The sequence below is a fragment of the Mucilaginibacter sp. PPCGB 2223 genome (assembly GCF_001705515.1).
Taxonomy (GTDB): domain Bacteria; phylum Bacteroidota; class Bacteroidia; order Sphingobacteriales; family Sphingobacteriaceae; genus Mucilaginibacter.
Genome location: NZ_MDJS01000001.1, coordinates 176,435 through 193,550, shown reverse-complemented (window position 1 = coordinate 193,550; position 17,116 = coordinate 176,435). Strand labels below are relative to the sequence as shown.

The 17,116-nt window shown below is 45.7% G+C and carries 13 protein-coding genes and 1 tRNA gene; 11 read left to right on the top strand and 3 right to left on the bottom strand.

Annotated elements, in window-relative coordinates; genetic code table 11:
* The first annotated feature begins 186 nt into the window (after positions 1 to 186).
* Together BEL04_RS00875 and BEL04_RS00870 are read left to right on the top strand one after the other, a co-directional pair.
* Positions 187 to 2,793: a zinc-dependent metalloprotease gene (locus BEL04_RS00875; RefSeq protein WP_065999181.1), complete on the top strand. Its 2,607-nt coding sequence runs from the start codon at positions 187 to 189 to the stop codon at positions 2,791 to 2,793.
* Positions 2,794 to 2,926: 133 nt separating this feature from the next.
* Positions 2,927 to 5,125 (top strand): tetratricopeptide repeat protein, encoded by a 2,199-nt coding sequence (locus tag BEL04_RS00870; protein WP_065999178.1) that lies wholly within the window; start codon positions 2,927 to 2,929, stop codon positions 5,123 to 5,125.
* On the opposite strand, the gene BEL04_RS00865 is transcribed toward BEL04_RS00870, so the two are convergent.
* Positions 5,122 to 6,447, bottom strand: coding sequence for an NAD(P)/FAD-dependent oxidoreductase (locus tag BEL04_RS00865; RefSeq protein WP_065999175.1), 1,326 nt, complete (start codon positions 6,445 to 6,447; stop codon positions 5,122 to 5,124). The two genes, BEL04_RS00870 and BEL04_RS00865, sit on opposite strands and share 4 nt — an antisense overlap.
* 172 nt (positions 6,448 to 6,619) lie before the next feature.
* Here BEL04_RS00865 and argB point away from each other — a divergent pair, with 172 nt between their 5' ends.
* The 5 genes from argB (at position 6,620) to BEL04_RS00840 (ending at position 11,706) form a co-directional block, all read left to right on the top strand.
* On the top strand, positions 6,620 to 7,423 hold the full coding sequence (gene argB, locus BEL04_RS00860; protein WP_065999172.1) for an acetylglutamate kinase: 804 nt from the start codon (positions 6,620 to 6,622) through the stop codon (positions 7,421 to 7,423).
* Positions 7,420 to 8,238 carry a pyrroline-5-carboxylate reductase gene (gene proC / locus BEL04_RS00855; protein ID WP_065999171.1) on the top strand — a complete coding sequence of 273 codons (819 nt, stop codon included), beginning with the start codon at positions 7,420 to 7,422 and terminating at the stop codon, positions 8,236 to 8,238. The genes argB and proC overlap by 4 nt, the downstream gene beginning before the upstream one ends.
* A 68-nt stretch (positions 8,239 to 8,306) precedes the next feature.
* Positions 8,307 to 8,801 carry a TspO/MBR family protein gene (locus BEL04_RS00850; RefSeq protein WP_065999170.1) on the top strand — a complete coding sequence of 165 codons (495 nt, stop codon included), beginning with the start codon at positions 8,307 to 8,309 and terminating at the stop codon, positions 8,799 to 8,801.
* A 49-nt stretch (positions 8,802 to 8,850) separates the two neighbouring features.
* Positions 8,851 to 11,166 carry a patatin-like phospholipase family protein gene (locus tag BEL04_RS00845; protein WP_065999169.1) on the top strand — a complete coding sequence of 772 codons (2,316 nt, stop codon included), beginning with the start codon at positions 8,851 to 8,853 and terminating at the stop codon, positions 11,164 to 11,166.
* Between the two features lie 6 nt (positions 11,167 to 11,172).
* The gene (locus tag BEL04_RS00840) at positions 11,173 to 11,706 is read left to right on the top strand and encodes a hypothetical protein (protein ID WP_065999164.1); all 534 of its coding nucleotides are present in this window, start codon (positions 11,173 to 11,175) and stop codon (positions 11,704 to 11,706) included.
* A gap of 69 nt (positions 11,707 to 11,775) precedes the next feature.
* Here BEL04_RS00840 and BEL04_RS00835 read toward each other — a convergent pair whose 3' ends face one another.
* Positions 11,776 to 14,130 (bottom strand): BamA/TamA family outer membrane protein, encoded by a 2,355-nt coding sequence (locus BEL04_RS00835; protein ID WP_083227702.1) that lies wholly within the window; start codon positions 14,128 to 14,130, stop codon positions 11,776 to 11,778.
* Here BEL04_RS00835 and BEL04_RS00830 point away from each other — a divergent pair.
* From BEL04_RS00830 to BEL04_RS00820, 3 genes are all read left to right on the top strand, one after another.
* On the top strand, positions 14,121 to 14,870 hold the full coding sequence (locus BEL04_RS00830) for an RNA methyltransferase (protein ID WP_065999159.1): 750 nt from the start codon (positions 14,121 to 14,123) through the stop codon (positions 14,868 to 14,870). The genes BEL04_RS00835 and BEL04_RS00830 overlap by 10 nt on opposite strands.
* 47 nt (positions 14,871 to 14,917) lie before the next feature.
* Positions 14,918 to 14,988: transfer RNA gene (locus BEL04_RS00825), tRNA-Cys, on the top strand.
* A gap of 32 nt (positions 14,989 to 15,020) precedes the next feature.
* Positions 15,021 to 15,197: a spore protein gene (locus tag BEL04_RS00820; RefSeq protein WP_065999157.1), complete on the top strand. Its 177-nt coding sequence runs from the start codon at positions 15,021 to 15,023 to the stop codon at positions 15,195 to 15,197.
* A 40-nt stretch (positions 15,198 to 15,237) separates the two neighbouring features.
* On the opposite strand, the gene BEL04_RS00815 is transcribed toward BEL04_RS00820, so the two are convergent.
* Entirely contained in the window at positions 15,238 to 16,272 is a 1,035-nt protein-coding gene (locus BEL04_RS00815; RefSeq protein WP_065999155.1) for a quinone-dependent dihydroorotate dehydrogenase, read from the bottom strand.
* 72 nt (positions 16,273 to 16,344) lie between these two features.
* On the opposite strand from BEL04_RS00815, the gene BEL04_RS00810 reads away from it, so the two are divergent.
* Complete coding sequence (locus BEL04_RS00810) at positions 16,345 to 17,112, top strand: SGNH/GDSL hydrolase family protein (RefSeq protein WP_065999154.1); 768 nt, start codon at positions 16,345 to 16,347, stop codon at positions 17,110 to 17,112.
* Positions 17,113 to 17,116 lie beyond the last annotated feature (4 nt).

Genomic DNA, 17,116 nt, shown 5'->3' with positions numbered 1-17,116 from the left:
TATCGATCAGGTTATTGACTATTACTTTTGGTTATCCTTATCAATGAGCATTATTATTCGTTGTTAAACCAAAATATCCGAATTAAATTTTAAATAACAAATTGTAACATTCAGGTTATATATACCTAAATATGGGGCAAGGCATTATATTTACTTCCTCTAAAATTTAAAATTAAACAGATTAGCATGAAAAAAAATGTACTCGCTCTTGCTGTGGCATTAACCGCTTTTAGTGGTGTGGTAATGGCCCAGAGGGGAGGCGGCGCAGGCGCCGATTCAACTGGTCGCCGTGCCGGCTTAGGCGGCTTTGGTGGTCAGGCCGCTGTCAGGGCTGTCCCCCGTCCTTACAAAACCGTTATTACCGATAAAGCCATATCGCGTAACGGCTTATTCAAAACACACAAAGTTGATGACAAATACTACTTCGAGATTCCGGATAGTATACTTGGCCGCGAAATATTGGTAGTAAGCCGGATTGCAAAAGCGGGCGCCGACGTACGTGCAGCCGACGGTTACGCCGGCGACCAGATCGGCGAAACCGTGGTAACCTTTGAAAAAGGACCTGCAAACCGTATTTTCATGCGCAAGATATCGTTTGCTACTTATAGCCCCGACAGTACAAAGGCTATGTACCAGGCTGTACAGCGTTCAAATGTGCAGGCTATAGCAGCTGCTTTTAACATAGCTGCATATTCGCCCGATAACAAAGGAAGCGTTATCGATATAACTGATTATATCGGTGGCGATAGTGAAATATTCTTTTTCAGCTCACCTATTGCCAAAACCCGCATCAGGCTGGGTAATTTAATTGCCGACAGGAGCTATATCGAAAGCGTAAAAAGCTTTCCTACCAATATCGAGATATCAACCGTAAAAACTTATAGCTTGAGCGCCGGCGGAACCGGTTTTGGTCGTGGCGGAGCTCCAACCCCTACTCCGGCAGCCGGTGCCGGCGGGGGTGCAAGCACAGGTTCGGCAACTGTTGAACTAAACACTTCTCTGGTAATACTGCCTAAAAAGCCTATGCAGCCTCGTTTTTTCGACAACCGTATTGGTTTCTTTACAACCCGTTATGTCGATTTTGACGCAAACCCACAGGGTGTTAAAAATATTGAGATGATAGCTCGTTGGCGCCTTGAGCCAAAACCAGAGGACATGGCCAAATATAAACGCGGCGAACTGGTTGAGCCACGCAAACAGATCGTTTACTATATCGACCCTGCTACACCTAAAAAATGGGTTCCTTACCTGATAGCCGGTGTTAACGACTGGCAGAAAGCCTTTGAAAAAGCCGGTTTTAAAAACGCCATCGTAGCCAAAGCCGCGCCAACTGCGGCACAGGATTCGACCTGGAGCCTGGATGATGCCAGCCACTCGGTTATCGTTTACAAACCATCTGAAACAGAAAATGCCAGCGGCCCGCATATTTCCGACCCACGCAGCGGCGAGATACTGGAAACACACATCAACTGGTACCACAACGTAATGAAACTGGTGCACGACTGGTATATGATACAAACCGCCGCCGTTGACCCACGTGCGCGTACAATGCACTTTAGCGATGAGTTAATGGGCGACCTGATCCGTTTTGTTTCTTCGCATGAAGTTGGCCATACTTTAGGTTTGCGCCACAATTACGGTTCGAGCTCAACAGTGCCAACCGAAAAACTGCGCGATAAAGCCTGGGTTGAGGCTAACGGCCATACCCCATCAATTATGGACTATGCCCGTTTTAACTACGTTGCACAGCCCGAAGACAATATCACTAAAGCCGGCTTGTACCCGCGCATTGGCGATTACGACAAATGGGCAATTGAGTGGGGCTACAAAGTGCTGCCGGGCATTAACAGCCCGGAAGCAGAAGTACCGGTGCTGAATAAAATTGCCGTTGAGCGTTTAAAGGACCGCCGGCTGTGGTTTGGTACCGAAATCAATCCCGATGATCCGCATTCGCAAAATGAGGATTTGAGCGACAACGCTATGCTGGCAAGTACTTATGGTATCAAAAACCTGAAAGTTATCCTGGCAAAACTGCCCGAATGGACCCGCGAACCAAACGAACAATACGAGGACCTGAACAACATGTACGGCCAGTTAACTACCCAATTCGGGCGTTACATGGGCCATGTGGCCAAAAATATCGGCGGTATCTACGAAAACCCGAAAACCGTTGAACAAACAGGAACTGTATACGAGTATACCCCGGCTACCACTCAAAAAGAGGCGATGGCGTTTTTGGATGCACAGCTGTTTACCACACCAACCTGGCTGCTGAACGAAGCCATCCTGAAAAATATCGACGGCAACCCGGTTAGGATAGTTTCGCGCTTACAGGAGCCTGTTTTAGACCGCCTGGTGACCAATCATACCTTATACAAGCTGATAACCGCCGAAGCCGCGGACGGCGCCAATGCTTACAAAGTAACCGACTTTTTCAGCGACATGCAGAACAGCATCTTCCGCGAGTTGAAAGGTGGCCAGGCTATTGATGTTTACCGCCGTAACCTGCAAAAACTGTATGTTGGTAAATTGATCGACCTGGTAACTCCTACTCCACCGGTTGATCCGGCACAGGCTGCTACCCAGGGCGGCGGCCGCAGGGGTGGTGGCGCCAGCCAGCAAAGGGATCCGGATAAAGAGGACAGCGACGTATTCTCTGTCGCAAAAGCGCAGTTACGCCTTATCAATGCGATGATTAAAACCGCATTGCCTAACACTACCGACAGCATGACCAGCTACCACCTGCAGGATCTGTCGGAAAGGATCAATGAGGCTTTGAATCCTAAAGGCTAAACGTTATAAAATATTCTCAAAAAAGCCGTTCAAAAGTTTTTGAACGGCTTTTTTATTTGGCATGCAACCAATTCAAATTTTTATCCGTACTTTGTAGATGCTATCCCCCATTGTTTTACATTGGTTCGACAATATGAGCAAATCACCTGCAAACAATAATACATTGATTGTTTCCCTTTTGGATGATGCTTACTCATGTCGTGTAAATAACCTGCAGCGCAGTATACAGCTATCAAATAAGGCATTATTATTAAGCCGCGAAGCCGGCGACGATTCCCTTATCGGTCGCAGCCTGAATCAGTTGGCCCTGTTCCATATGATCCTTGGCGAATACGCTTTTTCTATCAAATTCGCCGAAGATGCAATTGCCTGCTTCGAAAAACTTGGCGACGAAAAAGGCGTTGCCGATGCCAAATACAGTATTGCGGGGGCCTATTATAAAACAGACAATTACCACCTTGGCCTGATTTACCTGGTTGATTGCCTTAAAACCTACCGCAAGGTTAACGACAGCTTTAACCAATCGCGTGTTCATAAGTCAATGGGTACCATATATGAGTATTTCGGCGATCAGAAAAATGCAATTAAAGCCTACGAAACAGCGATAGACACCGCAATTGCGGCAGGCGATAAAAACCTGGAATCAAATGCATACAACCCACTATCGGGCATCTATCTGAAACAGGGGCGGATTGATGAGGCGCTCGACATTATTGAACGGTCTATCGTTATCAAAAACCAAACCGGCGATATCAGGGGGCTGGGATTCGCGCTGTACGGGCGGGGAAAAGTATTTATCAGGCAAAAACGCTTTGATGAGGCTAAAAGGGATTTTAAACGCGCCATAGAAATACACCTGGAAGCAGGTGAAAAACTTGGCCTGGGAATGGCTTATCATAAACTTGCTGCGTTATATGTTACGATCGGGGCACTTGATAAAGCCCGCGAAACAACCCGAAAAGCAATTGAATTAAGTACGCTGTATAATATCGTAATCATTAAATTCAAGTGCGATTACCTGCTTTACGAGATATATAAACAGGAAAACAACACTCCAAAAGCTTTGGAGTACCTTGAACTTTATCTAACAGAAAAAGAAGCGGTTATCAACACTCAAACACTTAAAGCGATAGAGAATTACGAGCTCATTAACCGGATGGAAGCCCTTGAAAAAGAAGCGGAAACACAACGGGAAAAAGCGGAAATTATCGAAAAGCAGGAGCGCGCAGAGCAATCGGCAAGAGTTAAACAGGAATTCTTATCGACAATGAGCCATGAGATACGTACACCGCTTAATGCAGTGATCACGATAACCAAGCTGCTTAAAGAGAGAGCCGATGATGAGGACCAGGAGTTGCTGGAGTCGCTGAAATTTGCTTCCAACAACTTGTTGCTGCTAATTAACGACATTCTCGACTTTACAAAGCTGGATACCGGCAAAGTACAGTTGGAACTGCGCCCTTGTAAGTTTATCCCTCTCCTTGAAAATATCAAACGCACGTATGAAAACCTTGCCAGGGAAAAAGGCCTGAAGATAAGCTTAAAAACAGGCGCGGGTATTGCCGACAATTACCAGGTAGACGAAACTAAACTATCGCAGATATTGGGCAACCTGATAGGCAATGCCATTAAATATACCGACCATGGAGAGGTTGACATAACCATCGAAAAAACAAGCGGCGATCAATACATTGATATATTGCGCTTTAAAATAACCGATACAGGTATTGGTATACCCGAAAGTTATTTCGACCAGATGTTTGATAGCTTCTCGCAACCGAAATCCATTACTACACGTAAACAAGGAGGCTCAGGCCTGGGTTTGGCTATCGTAAAAAAATTGGTCGAGTTGCATGGCGGTGAAGTAAAATTCAGCAGTAAGGTGGGTAAAGGATCCGAGTTTTATTTTGAGCTGCAGTTAAAAAAATCGGATGTACCGGTTACCACACCTGCCAAACGCTCTACAGAACTTAAAGACAAAACGGTATTGCTTGCCGAAGATAATATGATCAATGCGATGGTGGCCCGCAAGCTGCTGTCTAACTGGGGTATTATTACCGAGCATGCCAAAGACGGTATCGAGGCCGTGGCCAAATCAAAACTAAAACCCTTCGATTTTATTTTGATGGATATACACATGCCCGAAATGAATGGCTACGATGCAACTATGCAAATCCGTAAAGACGATAGCCCGAACACCCACACGCCGATTTTTGCGCTTACTGCCGATATTACTGCCGAGCACGTTGATGAGTATATAGATTATTTTAACGGCTTTTTACGCAAACCCATCGAGATCGACAAACTTTATGAGGCGCTCACCAGCGTTTAAATCGACGATGTCTTTTCAGCTTCAGTCTTTTCAGTATTGGCCTTTACCAATTGCGGGTTAAATTTCCGGATGATCAACCTTGAACCACTGCTGTTACTAAAATAGCTGCCTACCCAGTTGATTAAAACTACAAACCGGTTACGTGCACTCACTAACGACATCAGGTGTACAAAACCCCAGAGCAGCCAGGCAAAAAAACCCTGGAAGCGCAACCTGCCAAAATCGGCAACAGCCAGGTTTTTACCGATAGTTGCCAGCGAGCCCTTATCAAAATATTTAAATGGCTCGGGTTCGTGCCCGTTAGCCAAACGCAACAGGTTTTTGGCTAAATGCTTACCTTGCTGAATAGCCGCAGGCGCCACTCCCGGGTGACCTTCGGGTGTTTCGGGCGTAATCACAGCCGCAACATCGCCAATGGCAAATACATTTAAATAATTTTTAACCCGGTTAAATTCATCGGTTTGGATACGGTTGCCACGCACAATAACTTCTTGCGGTATGCCTTTTAACACTTCTCCTTTTACACCCGCGGCCCATAATACATTTCGCGTGTTAATGTGCACGCCGTTGTCGATAATCAGCTCATTACCATCGTAACTTTTAACGTGCACGCTGTTATATACTTCAACATCCAGTTCGGTTAAAAAATCTTTCGCCTTGCGCGATGCCTGTTCAGACATGCTTGCCAATAAGCGTTCTTTACCCTCAACCAGGTAAACTTTCATATCCTCTTTGCGCAGTTCGGGGTAATCGTAAGTAAGCACATAGTTGCGCATTTCGGCCAAAGCGCCCGAAAGTTCCACCCCAGTCGGCCCCCCGCCCACAATCACGAAGTTGAGCAATTGCTGGCGCTCATCCTTGTCTTCGGCAATAATGGCTTTCTCTATGTTTTGCAGCATCAGGCTCCTGAGGTTCAATGCCTCAGGGATACTCTTCATCGGCATAGTATTGTGTTCAAGTTCCTGGTTACCAAAATAATTGGTGGTCGAGCCGGTGGCTATAACCAGGTAATCGTAAGCAATCTCGCCGATATCGGTACTGATGGTATTTTTTTCCGGGTTAACACGCTCCACTGTCGCCATCCTGAAGGAGAAGTTCTTTTGTTCGACAAATATTTTCCTCAAGGGGAAAGCAATCGAATCGGCCTCGATATCGCCCATCGCTATCTGGTACAGCAAGGGTTGAAAAGTGTGATAGTTGTTTTTATCGACCATTAAAACCTCAACCGGTTTGTCTTTTAGTTTCTTTGCCAGTGCAATACCGCCAAAGCCACCACCAATAATCACAATCCGGGGATGATTTGTTACCGAAGCTAAATGCATAACAGTGTTGTAAAGCCTATATGTTTACAAGGCTAAAATAGGCTTAATGTTTACAAAAAATGCAATCTAAAAACCATAAATCGCAAAGATTTACAACAAACAGCCCTTTTTCATTAAACTACACGCTATATTTGCGGATACACGCAATAAAAAGTAGCATCAGAATTTTAAAATGGCCTTACACAAACTGCATATTATCAAAATTGGCGGCAACGTTATCGATAATTCCGAAAACCTGCACCGCTTTTTAAAGGATTTTGCAGCGTTGGATGGATATAAGATATTGGTACACGGCGGCGGCAAGGTTGCTACACAGTTATCTGCCACACTTGGTATAGAAGCTAAACTGGTTGACGGGAGGCGAATAACAGATATCGAAACCCTGCGTGTGGTGACCATGGTTTACGCCGGCCTGATCAATAAAAATATCGTAGCATCGCTGCAGGCTGTTGGTTGTAACGCCATTGGCTTAACCGGCGCCGACGGTAATTTCATCCTGGCCAAAAAACGCCCGGTAAAAACCATAGATTACGGTTTTGTGGGCGATATGGACGACAATTCGATACAGGCCGAAAACATCAGCAGGTTGCTGGATGCGGGTTTTATTCCTGTCTTTTGTGCACTCACGCATGATGGCGCCGGCCAACTGCTCAATACCAATGCCGATACCATCGCTTCGGCTTTAGCGGTGGCCCTATCCAAACTCTATTCAACTACGCTCATCTACTGCTTTGAGAAAAAGGGTGTTTTGAAAGATGTTGATGATGAGGATTCGCTGATCCGGGAGATAGATCCCGACAGGTACGAGGAGCTCAAAAAACAACAGATCATTTCGGGCGGGATGCTGCCCAAGTTAGATAATGCCTTTACAGCGATAGCCTGCGGAGTAAAAGCGGTGATCATCGGCCATGCCGATGATCTGGGCAACTTAAAACAAAATCAATCATTCGGGACACGGTTAAGCACTAAAATATGAACACAAACAAAACAATAGCCATTTTAGGCAGCGGGAACATTGGCCTGGCACTGGCCAAAGGATTGGTTAAGGCCGGTATCTACGAACCCAACCAGATTATCCTGACCCGCCGTAACACAGCTGCCCTTGCCGACCTGACCCAAGAAGGTTACAGGGTTAGCGATGACAATCACAAAGCGGTAAGTAAAGCGCATATTGTTGTTTTGGCCGTGCTGCCGCAGCAGCTTAATAAGCTGCTTGATGAGGTTAAAGAAAATATAAAACCTAAAAAGCACCTGCTTATATCGGTCATATCGGGTGTTAGCTGTGCCGATATACGCAAATATCTCGACATGGATGTGCCCGTAGTGCGCGCTATGCCGAATACAGCCATCGCCATAGGTCAAAGCATGACCTGTATTGGCAGCTCTCATGCATCAAACAGTAATATAGCCGTGGTAAAAGAGCTTTTTGATACCGTGGGCGTTACCGTTATCATTAACGAAGAGCTGATGACGTCGGCAACGGCGCTTTGTGCCTGCGGGGTGGCTTTCTTTTTACGCTCGATACGTGCCGCATCACAGGGTGGAACTGAGATCGGTTTCCATGCCCATGATGCTTTAAAAATGGCCGCACAAACCGCCAAAGGCGCTGCCGACCTGTTGCTTCAGTTGTCATCGCACCCGGAGCATGAGATCGACAAAGTAACATCGCCAAAGGGCTGCACCATTGCCGGGTTAAATGAGATGGAGCATAACGGCTTTAGCTCGGCCATGATCAAAGGCATCAAAATGTCGGCAGATATTGCAGGAATTTTGTACAAAAAAGAAGAATAGCCGATACCCTATCCTGCTGTTTTACAGACCAGTGCAAACAAAACACAGTTCATATCCGTTTTACGATCATGAACATTTATGCACATAAGGCCGCTTTTAGGCTATTACCCTTACTCATAAGCGTAGGTATCACTTTAAGCATTGGTGGTTTGGCTTCGTACCTTATTGCACCGCAAATGCAGGTATGGTATCCCTTTTTGCAAAAGCCGTCTTTTAACCCTCCGAATTGGATATTTGCCCCTGTCTGGTCTGTGCTTTATGTGATGATCGGCGTTTCGGCCTGCCTGGTATGGCAGCAGCGGCGCGAAAGTGTGGACTATATCAACTCGCAATACTCCTATTTTTTGCAGTTGCTGTTCAATTTTTCATGGCCGATCACCTTCTTTGGCCTCCACCAGATATTTGCAGCCCTGGTGGTAATTATCCTGCTATGGTTAAGCATAGCGGCCAATATTTTCTATTTCAGCAAGTTAAGCCGACCGGCAGCATGGTTGCTGGTGCCATACCTGCTGTGGGTTAGCTTTGCCGGTTTGCTTAACTTTTACATTTACCTGCTCAATTGAACAATAAACAAGCATAAAACCCGTATTTTTAATCTGCATACCCGCAGGCATGAAGAAAATACAGGCACTTTTACTACTCATCAGCATCAGCTTTACCGCAACCGCTCAAAAAGTCGGGCTTGTATTCAGCGGCGGCGGCGCCAAGGGCCTGGCACATATCGGCGTACTCAAAGCACTCGAAGAAAATCATATCCCGGTAGATTATATCGTAGGCACATCGATGGGTGGAGTAATAGGCGCCATGTATGCAGCGGGCTATACGCCCCAACAAATCGAAAAACTGGCATTAAGCAGCGATTTCCAGGATTGGGTAAGCGGCAAATACGATAGCGACTACCGTTATTTTTTTCAAAAGAAGGCAGATAATCCATCCTTCTTATCATTAAAATTACAAATAGATACCGGGTTGCAGGCGCGTTTCCGGTCGACATTAGTGAACGATATCCCGTTAAACTTTGCGCTGATCGACTTGTTTGCACGTGCATCGGCCGACTCAAAAAACAACTTTAACAACCTGTTTGTGCCTTACAGGTGTATAGTGGCCGATGTGTTTTCGCAGAAAGTTATCGATATTGACCACGGCAGCTTAACGGAGGCCGTACGCGGAACGGTAACGGTGCCACTGGTTTATCGCCCGGTAAGGGTAGATGGCAGGTATGTATTCGACGGCGGTTTATATGATAATTTCCCGGTTGATATCATGAAGCGCGATTTCGCGCCCGACTATATCATCGGAGCCAACGTATCCTCAAAAACCTATACCGACTACCCGAAAGAGAACGATGAAAAATTGCAGGGGCGTATGTTATTGTTCGCATTTCTTTCCAAATCCGATAGTACAAGCATCGGTAAAAATGGCATTTACATTCAACCTAACCTGGCCAGTTACAGCACCACCAATTTTACCCCGGTAAAGCAAATGATCAAAGCCGGGTACGATGCGACAATGGCCGATATGCCGCGTATTAAAGCGGGCATCAGCAGGCGCAGCGATACCAGCCAACTGCGAAAAAGCCGGGAAGTTTTTTTGCAGCATCAGGGCCCTGTTATCATCAATAATATCATCGTAAAAGGGGCTAACTTTCAGCAGCAGCGTTATGTGGAGCGCATTTTTCATAAATATGATGGCTTGCCGATAACCCTGCAGGATGTTAAAGATGGTTACTACCGGCTGGTAACCAACGACAATTTTGAAACGATCTATCCGCGCATCATCTATCATCCTGAAAGCAACAGTTATGATTTTGAAGTGGACGTCAAATCGAACCGTAATTTTAAAGCCGATATCGGCGGCCTGCTGTCCAGCAGGCCGATAAGCTCGGCCTACCTCGGCCTGCAGTACGATTATGTTAACCGCAATGCCTTTACTTTGGGCGCCAATTTTTACTCGGGAAGGTTTTACGAATCGGTGCAGGGAACGCTCCGTACCGATTTCCCGTTACGGCTGCCTGTGTATCTGGAGGCCGAGTTTACTTACAACAACTGGGATTATTTCAATACCAATTTATTATCTGTGGAGAAGATAACCCCGGTTTATGTACAACAGGCAGACAGGAAGATCATCCTTAAAGCAGGCATCCCTGTAGCCAACAATGGCAAGCTCGAAATACAGGGCGGCTTCATCAGTACCAATGATAATTACAGCCCCAATAATACTTACAAAAATGGCGACACGCTCGATGTCACCCGGTTTAACGGATATAAACTGGGTATCGCCATCCAAAAAAGCTCATTAAACCGCAAGCAATACCCCAGCAAAGGTTACAGCTATTACCTCGGCGCACAATACTTTAAAGGTACCGAATATTACGATCAGGGCAGTATACTGGCAAACGTCCCCGGCTTTACCCCTACCGGCGATTTTAGCGCTGTAAGACAATGGTTTGTAGCCAGGATCAGTCAGGAGAACTACTTTTATGCTAAAAAGAAATTAAGTCTCGGTTATCAGCTTGAAGCAGTGCTAAGCGATAAACCTTTATTTAAAACCTACGAAGCATCGGTACTGAGCTCGCCGGCGTTTTATCCTTTACAGGATTCGCGCACGCTGATCCTGAACAACTTCAGGGCGCAAAGCTATGCCGCTGGCGGGTTAAAAAGTGTGGTCTCCATCGAAAAAAACCTCGAATGGCGCAACGAGGGCTACCTGTTTATACCGGTGCAAAGTATTAAACTTAATGGCTTGCAAAGTGTTAGTTATTCGGATACATTTGGCTTTGGCCGCATAGCAGCCTCAACCGGGCTGGTTTATCAGAGTTTTGCCGGGCCGGTAAGTCTGAGTTTTAACTATTACGATGACAACCAGAAACGCTACGGCGTTATGTTCCATGCCGGTTTTTTAATTTTTAACAAACGCGCACTCGAATAAGCAGATATGAAAAAACTTATCCTGATCTTGTTAATTACCGGTTTGGGCTCAATTACAGCCCGAGCCGACGCTATCCTGATCAAAAACTTCACCATCAGGGAGAACCCTTTCGCCAAGGATGAGGTAGCTATAGTAGCTACCGATACAGCAGGTACGATACAGGAAAACATCAGCGGTTTGTTTAAGTTCACGATCAACGGATTCGATGAAGACCTGAACTTTGAGAACGGGACCGCCTTTTATCATCACAAGCTGGATAAATCGAGCTTTATCTTCCTTAAACACAGTAACGAAAAAGGGTCGAACTCGGCATTGTACTATGTTTATAAACGCGATACGAGCCTTAGCCCGATACACATCAGCTGGATTATTCTCATAGCCATACCCATCATCCTGGTGTTGCTGGCTTACATGTTTAAGCGTTTTATTATTATCGCCGCTATCCTCTTCTGTATCTTTTTATATTTTAATCATCACAGTGGCTTAAGCGTAGGCACTTTCTTTGATACGGTGTTCGAAGGGCTGAAGCACGTGTTTTAACCCCACGGCCCCCTAAAGGGTGAGGTTTTGAAATGCAAAGTTAAATACCCCCTTTAGGGGGTTAGGGGGCTAAAAAGGCAACCCTATCCCAAAATTAAGCTGCATAAAGCTATAGGGGTCGCCGCTGTTGGCTACCTGGTAATTGTGTTTAAACGCCCCGGCGCGGAAAAGCTCGTCGCCATGTTTAAGCAGCACCCACTGGTCAGAACCCGTAAACTGCGGATCTTTAAACTTAAAGGCCATATCTAAACGAAACACGAAGAAGCTCAGATCGAAACGCAAACCTGTACCGATACCAATGGCTGTTGATTGAAACAACTTACTAAAGTCGAAAGCGCCGTTAGGGCTATCCGTTTCGGGCTTTAAGCGCCATACATTGCCAAAATCGGTAAAAAAGGCGCCATTAAGCTTCGAACCAAAAAAGTTACCGATCAACCCAAACCTGTATTCGAGGTTGCCCACCAGTTTGATCTCGCCAAACTGGTCGAGATATTTCAAACGGCTGCGCAGAGAGGTATCACTGCCATAGGCAGTTGCACGGTTAAACTGGCCCGGGCCCAAGGTACGTGGCAACCACGCGCGGATATCGTTTGAGCCGCCCCCATAAAAATCCTTTTCAAAAATAAGCTGGCTGCTGTTATCGTAAGGGACTCCAATACCGGCATTAAACCTAAAAACCAATGCCTGATCGGTACCTAAACGACGGTAAAACCGCAGATCGGTTTCGGCTTTGGTATATTGTGCAAAAGTTTGCCCGAGCAGCGTACGTTGCCCCAGGGTATCTTTACGGGTGTTAAGCAGCTTACTCATCAGGCTTAGGGTATTGCCGCCAGCATCGATGGTGCCCCGAAAATAGGTAAAGGTGTTTGCCGTATACAGTTTATTGGCATTTAGCTGGTATGAATACTGGCTGCCTGCGGTAAATATGGTACGGCCAATTAAATAAACATACGAGTAACGGTTTTGCCCGATCAGTTGGGTTTGCGCTACCGGATCGATAATACCTTTGGAAAACTCGATGTTTATCGGCGTAAGCGAATGCAGTTTTTGTGTGGTTTCGGCCCAATCGTAGGTGATTGAGTTAATGAAGCTCTTTCGCGACACCAAACCTTCCTGGAAAAACAACTGGTAGTTTGAGGAGATGGTAGTATGAGGTACACCATATTTACCGGGTATAGGTAACTTAAACGGCGATATAATACGCGGGTAAACCAAATTTAAGCCGGCCTTAAAATCCTGGTTCTGGATAGAGTTACCGGCGGTTGCCGCGCCATTGAACAATACACTCCAGCTCAGTTTCAACTGCAATATCTCGGCGCCTTTAAACAGGTTACGATCGGTAAAAGTGTTATCGATATTAAAACCCGTGTGTCCTCTGTTAAAAATAAATTCACCCTCTATCCGGTTAGCCATATGTTTCAATGGGATAATATCTATCCGGCTATCCAGGCGGTTGGTGCTGTCGGCTGTTTTAGTATAAGTCGGGTTGGGTACATTACGGAATACGTTCAATTCGGAAAGGCGCGATGTGGTGAGGTTTTGCTTTTCGATATTGTATTGATCGCCTTTACGCTGGAATATATAATTTGTTAACGCCGATGGTTTGAACCGGTGCGAATAATCTACGAATATAAATTGCGAGTCGACGCGCATGGTGTCGGCCTTACCAACAGCCCTGCCATAACTATTGTAAATAGTTATGGTCGTGTTATTGATGGTATATATTTCGTGCTTATCGTCGTCGGGCGGATTGGAGATAATGCGCGTAACGGCAACGGCGCTTTTGTTAAAAGCCGTATCGTAATTATAGTTGATTGACTGACGGAAGAAATCGTAATACCCGTTACGCTTCATTAACTGAAATATCCCCTCACGCTCTGATGCCAGGCTGTCCACATCAAACGGATCGCCAGCTTTAACCTGGCTCAGCAAAGCCTTGTTGGCATTATATAAAGTTTTTACATGCGGGTCTTCAATACTATCCTGAAGTTTTTGTATCCGGAACAGCGGACCTTCGGTAGCATTAAAAATAAGCTCGGCTTTTTTTCCTTTTATCCTGATCTTGTCTTCAACCTTGGCTTTGAGGTACCCGCGGTGCGCCAAAAATTTTTCTATCTGCACCCGCGAAAATTCTACCAGATCTGAGTCGAGTATGCGAGGGGCCTCACCGATGTCCTTTTTCCCGTGACGGCTGAAGGCATAATAAAATTGCAGGTTTAACCAGTTATTGGGTTGCTGTTCCTTATCAACATAGTTTACTATTGCCTCCTGGTATTGTTTATCAACGCCGTTTATAGTTATTTTCCGTACCAAAACCTGGTTACCTTTGAGGCCACGGGTGGTACTGCACGCCTGGACTAAAAAGAGAATAATAATACTTAAAATTGTAAGGCCGTAATTATTATACCGGGTATATGCTTTCAAAATCTCAAATCAGTTTTTTAAAATCCTTACAACAAAAAAAAGGCAGAAAAGAGCACCGTCTTTTTTTGGTTGAAGGTATCAAATCGGTAACAGAATTCATTAACTCGGATTATCATATCGAAACCATTTATCACACGCCTGCCTTAGGCCCAAAATTGCTTAAATTATCCCAAAAAATAAACCTCCGGGAAATACCCGCAAACATACTCGAAAAAATAAGCAGTTTTACTACTCCGCAGGATGTTATTGCCCTGATAAAAATACCGCAATGGGCCAAAACTGAAACAGCTGCGCCTCGACAAAGTTTTACTTTAGCTTTAGATGGCATACAGGATCCGGGTAATCTGGGTACTATTATCCGCACTGCAGACTGGTTCGGCATCAAAAATATCATCTGTTCGGAAGATACGGTCGACGCGTACAACCCAAAAGTTGTTCAGGCTACGATGGGTTCGCTGGCGCGGGTAAATATCCACTATCTAAACCTGGCTGATTTTATCAGACAAACCAAGCTACCTGTATTTGGCGCCCTGTTAGCCGGCAGTAATATTTACAATACCGATTTCGGTACCGAGGGCCTGGTTGTGATGGGCAACGAAGGTAATGGCATACGCGCCGAAATTGAGGAACTGATACAGCACCGGGTAACTATACCACAGCCCGGAAAGACAGAATCGTTAAACGTGGCGATAGCGACTGCGATATTTTGTTCAGAAATATCCAGAAAAACCTTGAAATAAAAATTGTAAGGCAATATAATATTACTATTTTTGCAGTCCAATTTAAGGGTCGGGTGGCCGAGTGGCTAGGCTGAGGTCTGCAAAACCTCCTACAGCGGTTCGAATCCGCTCTCGACCTCAAGAAGTTAAAGTAATTAAAATATTAAAGTCATGGGTGTTACTCGTTTAAAAAGAAAAGACAGAAGGAACAAAACGGTTAGCCGTTTAGAAGTTCAGCATTTAAAACTGGCTACTAACCTGGAACCAGGAAGCCGTTCGAAAGAATCGACCAAAAGCCAGTTAGCTAAAAACAACGAAGTTTTAGCAGCTTTAGAAGCAAAAAAATAAGCAGAATTATTTCTGTACCATAATTTAAATCCTGCTGGTATTAGGCCAGCAGGATTTTTTTGTTGATCGCCCCGATCAACCCCGGCCCTTCGTAGATAAACCCGGTATACAACTGCACCAGCGAAGCGCCTGCTTTTAATTTATCCAGCGCATCCTGCGGCGAATGGATGCCGCCTACACCGATTATCGGGAACGAACCTTTAGATTTATCGGACAAATACCTGACCACTTCGGTCGATCTGATTGTCAACGGTTTTCCGCTTAAACCACCTGTTTCGTTTTTGTGCGGAGATGTTAAGCCTTCGCGGCTAATGGTGGTATTGGTGGCGATAACCCCGGCGATACCGGTTTCGGTTACGATCTCGACAATATCATCCAACTGTTCATCGGTCAGATCGGGCGCTATTTTGAGTAAGATGGGTCGCGCTGCAGGGTTTTTGATGTTACGTTGCTGTAAGGTATTGAGGATATTTTTTAACGGTTCTTTTTCCTGCAAAGCGCGCAAGCCGGGTGTGTTGGGCGAGCTTACATTCACCACAAAATAATCCACCACATCGTGCAGGCGGTCGAAACATTTGATATAATCGTCGACCGCGTTCTCGTTAGGGGTAATTTTGTTTTTGCCGATGTTACCACCGATAATCAAACTACTGTCAGCATTTTTTGAGCTGCGATAAACTTTTATCCGTTCGGCAACCACATCCACGCCCTGGTTATTAAAGCCCATGCGGTTAATAAGCGCTCCATCGGCCGGCAGGCGAAACATCCGCGGCTTGTCGTTACCTGGCTGGGGCAATGGTGTTACCGTTCCCACCTCAACAAAACCAAAACCCAGGTTAGCCATCTCGGCCATCATTTCGGCATTTTTATCAAAACCGGCCGCCAGTCCGACAGGATTTTTAAAAGTTAGTCCGAATACTTGTTTTTTCAGGCGCTCATCATCATAGGTCCATATTGCCCTGCTCAGCGCGCTGCCACCCGGGAAACGGTTAACCCGCTTTAGATTTCGCACAACAAAATGGTGCACTTTTTCAGGATCGAATTTGAAGAGGATGGGTTTGATGAGCCGGTACATAGCCGCGAAGTTAGCTTTTTTGACAATGTGTTTTTTGTGTATATCTTAGTTTCGACAAAAAACAAAAAACCAATGAACAACCTCTTTAGCAGATCGCGCCGCGATTTTATCCGGAACGCCGGTTTAGGCACTTTGGCCACCCTGAGCATCCCCCAAATTGTAGCGGCCGCAATGCCGCCCGCCAAAGGCAAAAGGATCGGACTTAAGGATAACGACGTGATCCTGTTCCAGGGTGATTCGATAACCGATGCCGGTCGTAACAAAACCGACATTAAGGCCAATACACTGGCTTACTGGGGCAGCGGTTACGCCATGATAGCCGGCAGCCATTTGCTAAAGGCCTATCCCGGCAAAAAACTGCAGATCTTTAACACCGGCATCAGCGGTAATAAGGTTTACCAGCTTGCCGACAGGTGGGATAAAGATTGCTTAGCTATCAAACCCAATGTACTGAGCATTTTAGTTGGCGTGAACGATTTTTGGCATACCCTTACAAGCGGTTATACCGGCACCATCGATACTTACCGCACGGACTATAAAAAACTGCTTGACCGTACCAAACAAGCCCTGCCCGATGTTAAGCTCATTATTGGCGAACCCTTTGCCGTAAAGGATGTAAAAGCGGTTACCGATAAGTGGTACCCTGCGTTCAACGATTTCCGCGCCGCTGCCAAAGAGATTGCCGAAAGCTACGATGCTGCGTTTATCCCCTATCAAAGTATTTTTGATAAGGCTGTGCAGGTTGCTCCAGGCAACTATTGGACGAACGATGGCGTACATCCCAGTGCGGCTGGCATTACTTTAATGGCCGAAGCCTGGCTCGAAACCGTAAAAGGATAATTGA

Excerpts from the sequence above, each read along its gene's own strand:
- BEL04_RS00875 (WP_065999181.1), top strand. The coding sequence starts at position 187 with ATGAAAAAAAATGTACTCGCTCTTGCTGTGGCATTAACCGCTTTTAGT.
- BEL04_RS00870 (WP_065999178.1), top strand. The coding sequence starts at position 2,927 with ATGAGCAAATCACCTGCAAACAATAATACATTGATTGTTTCCCTTTTG.
- BEL04_RS00865 (WP_065999175.1), bottom strand. The coding sequence starts at position 6,447 with ATGCATTTAGCTTCGGTAACAAATCATCCCCGGATTGTGATTATTGGT.
- argB (WP_065999172.1), top strand. The coding sequence starts at position 6,620 with ATGGCCTTACACAAACTGCATATTATCAAAATTGGCGGCAACGTTATC.
- proC (WP_065999171.1), top strand. The coding sequence starts at position 7,420 with ATGAACACAAACAAAACAATAGCCATTTTAGGCAGCGGGAACATTGGC.
- BEL04_RS00850 (WP_065999170.1), top strand. The coding sequence starts at position 8,307 with ATGAACATTTATGCACATAAGGCCGCTTTTAGGCTATTACCCTTACTC.
- BEL04_RS00845 (WP_065999169.1), top strand. The coding sequence starts at position 8,851 with ATGAAGAAAATACAGGCACTTTTACTACTCATCAGCATCAGCTTTACC.
- BEL04_RS00840 (WP_065999164.1), top strand. The coding sequence starts at position 11,173 with ATGAAAAAACTTATCCTGATCTTGTTAATTACCGGTTTGGGCTCAATT.
- BEL04_RS00830 (WP_065999159.1), top strand. The coding sequence starts at position 14,121 with ATGCTTTCAAAATCTCAAATCAGTTTTTTAAAATCCTTACAACAAAAA.
- BEL04_RS00820 (WP_065999157.1), top strand. The coding sequence starts at position 15,021 with ATGGGTGTTACTCGTTTAAAAAGAAAAGACAGAAGGAACAAAACGGTT.
- BEL04_RS00815 (WP_065999155.1), bottom strand. The coding sequence starts at position 16,272 with ATGTACCGGCTCATCAAACCCATCCTCTTCAAATTCGATCCTGAAAAA.
- BEL04_RS00810 (WP_065999154.1), top strand. The coding sequence starts at position 16,345 with ATGAACAACCTCTTTAGCAGATCGCGCCGCGATTTTATCCGGAACGCC.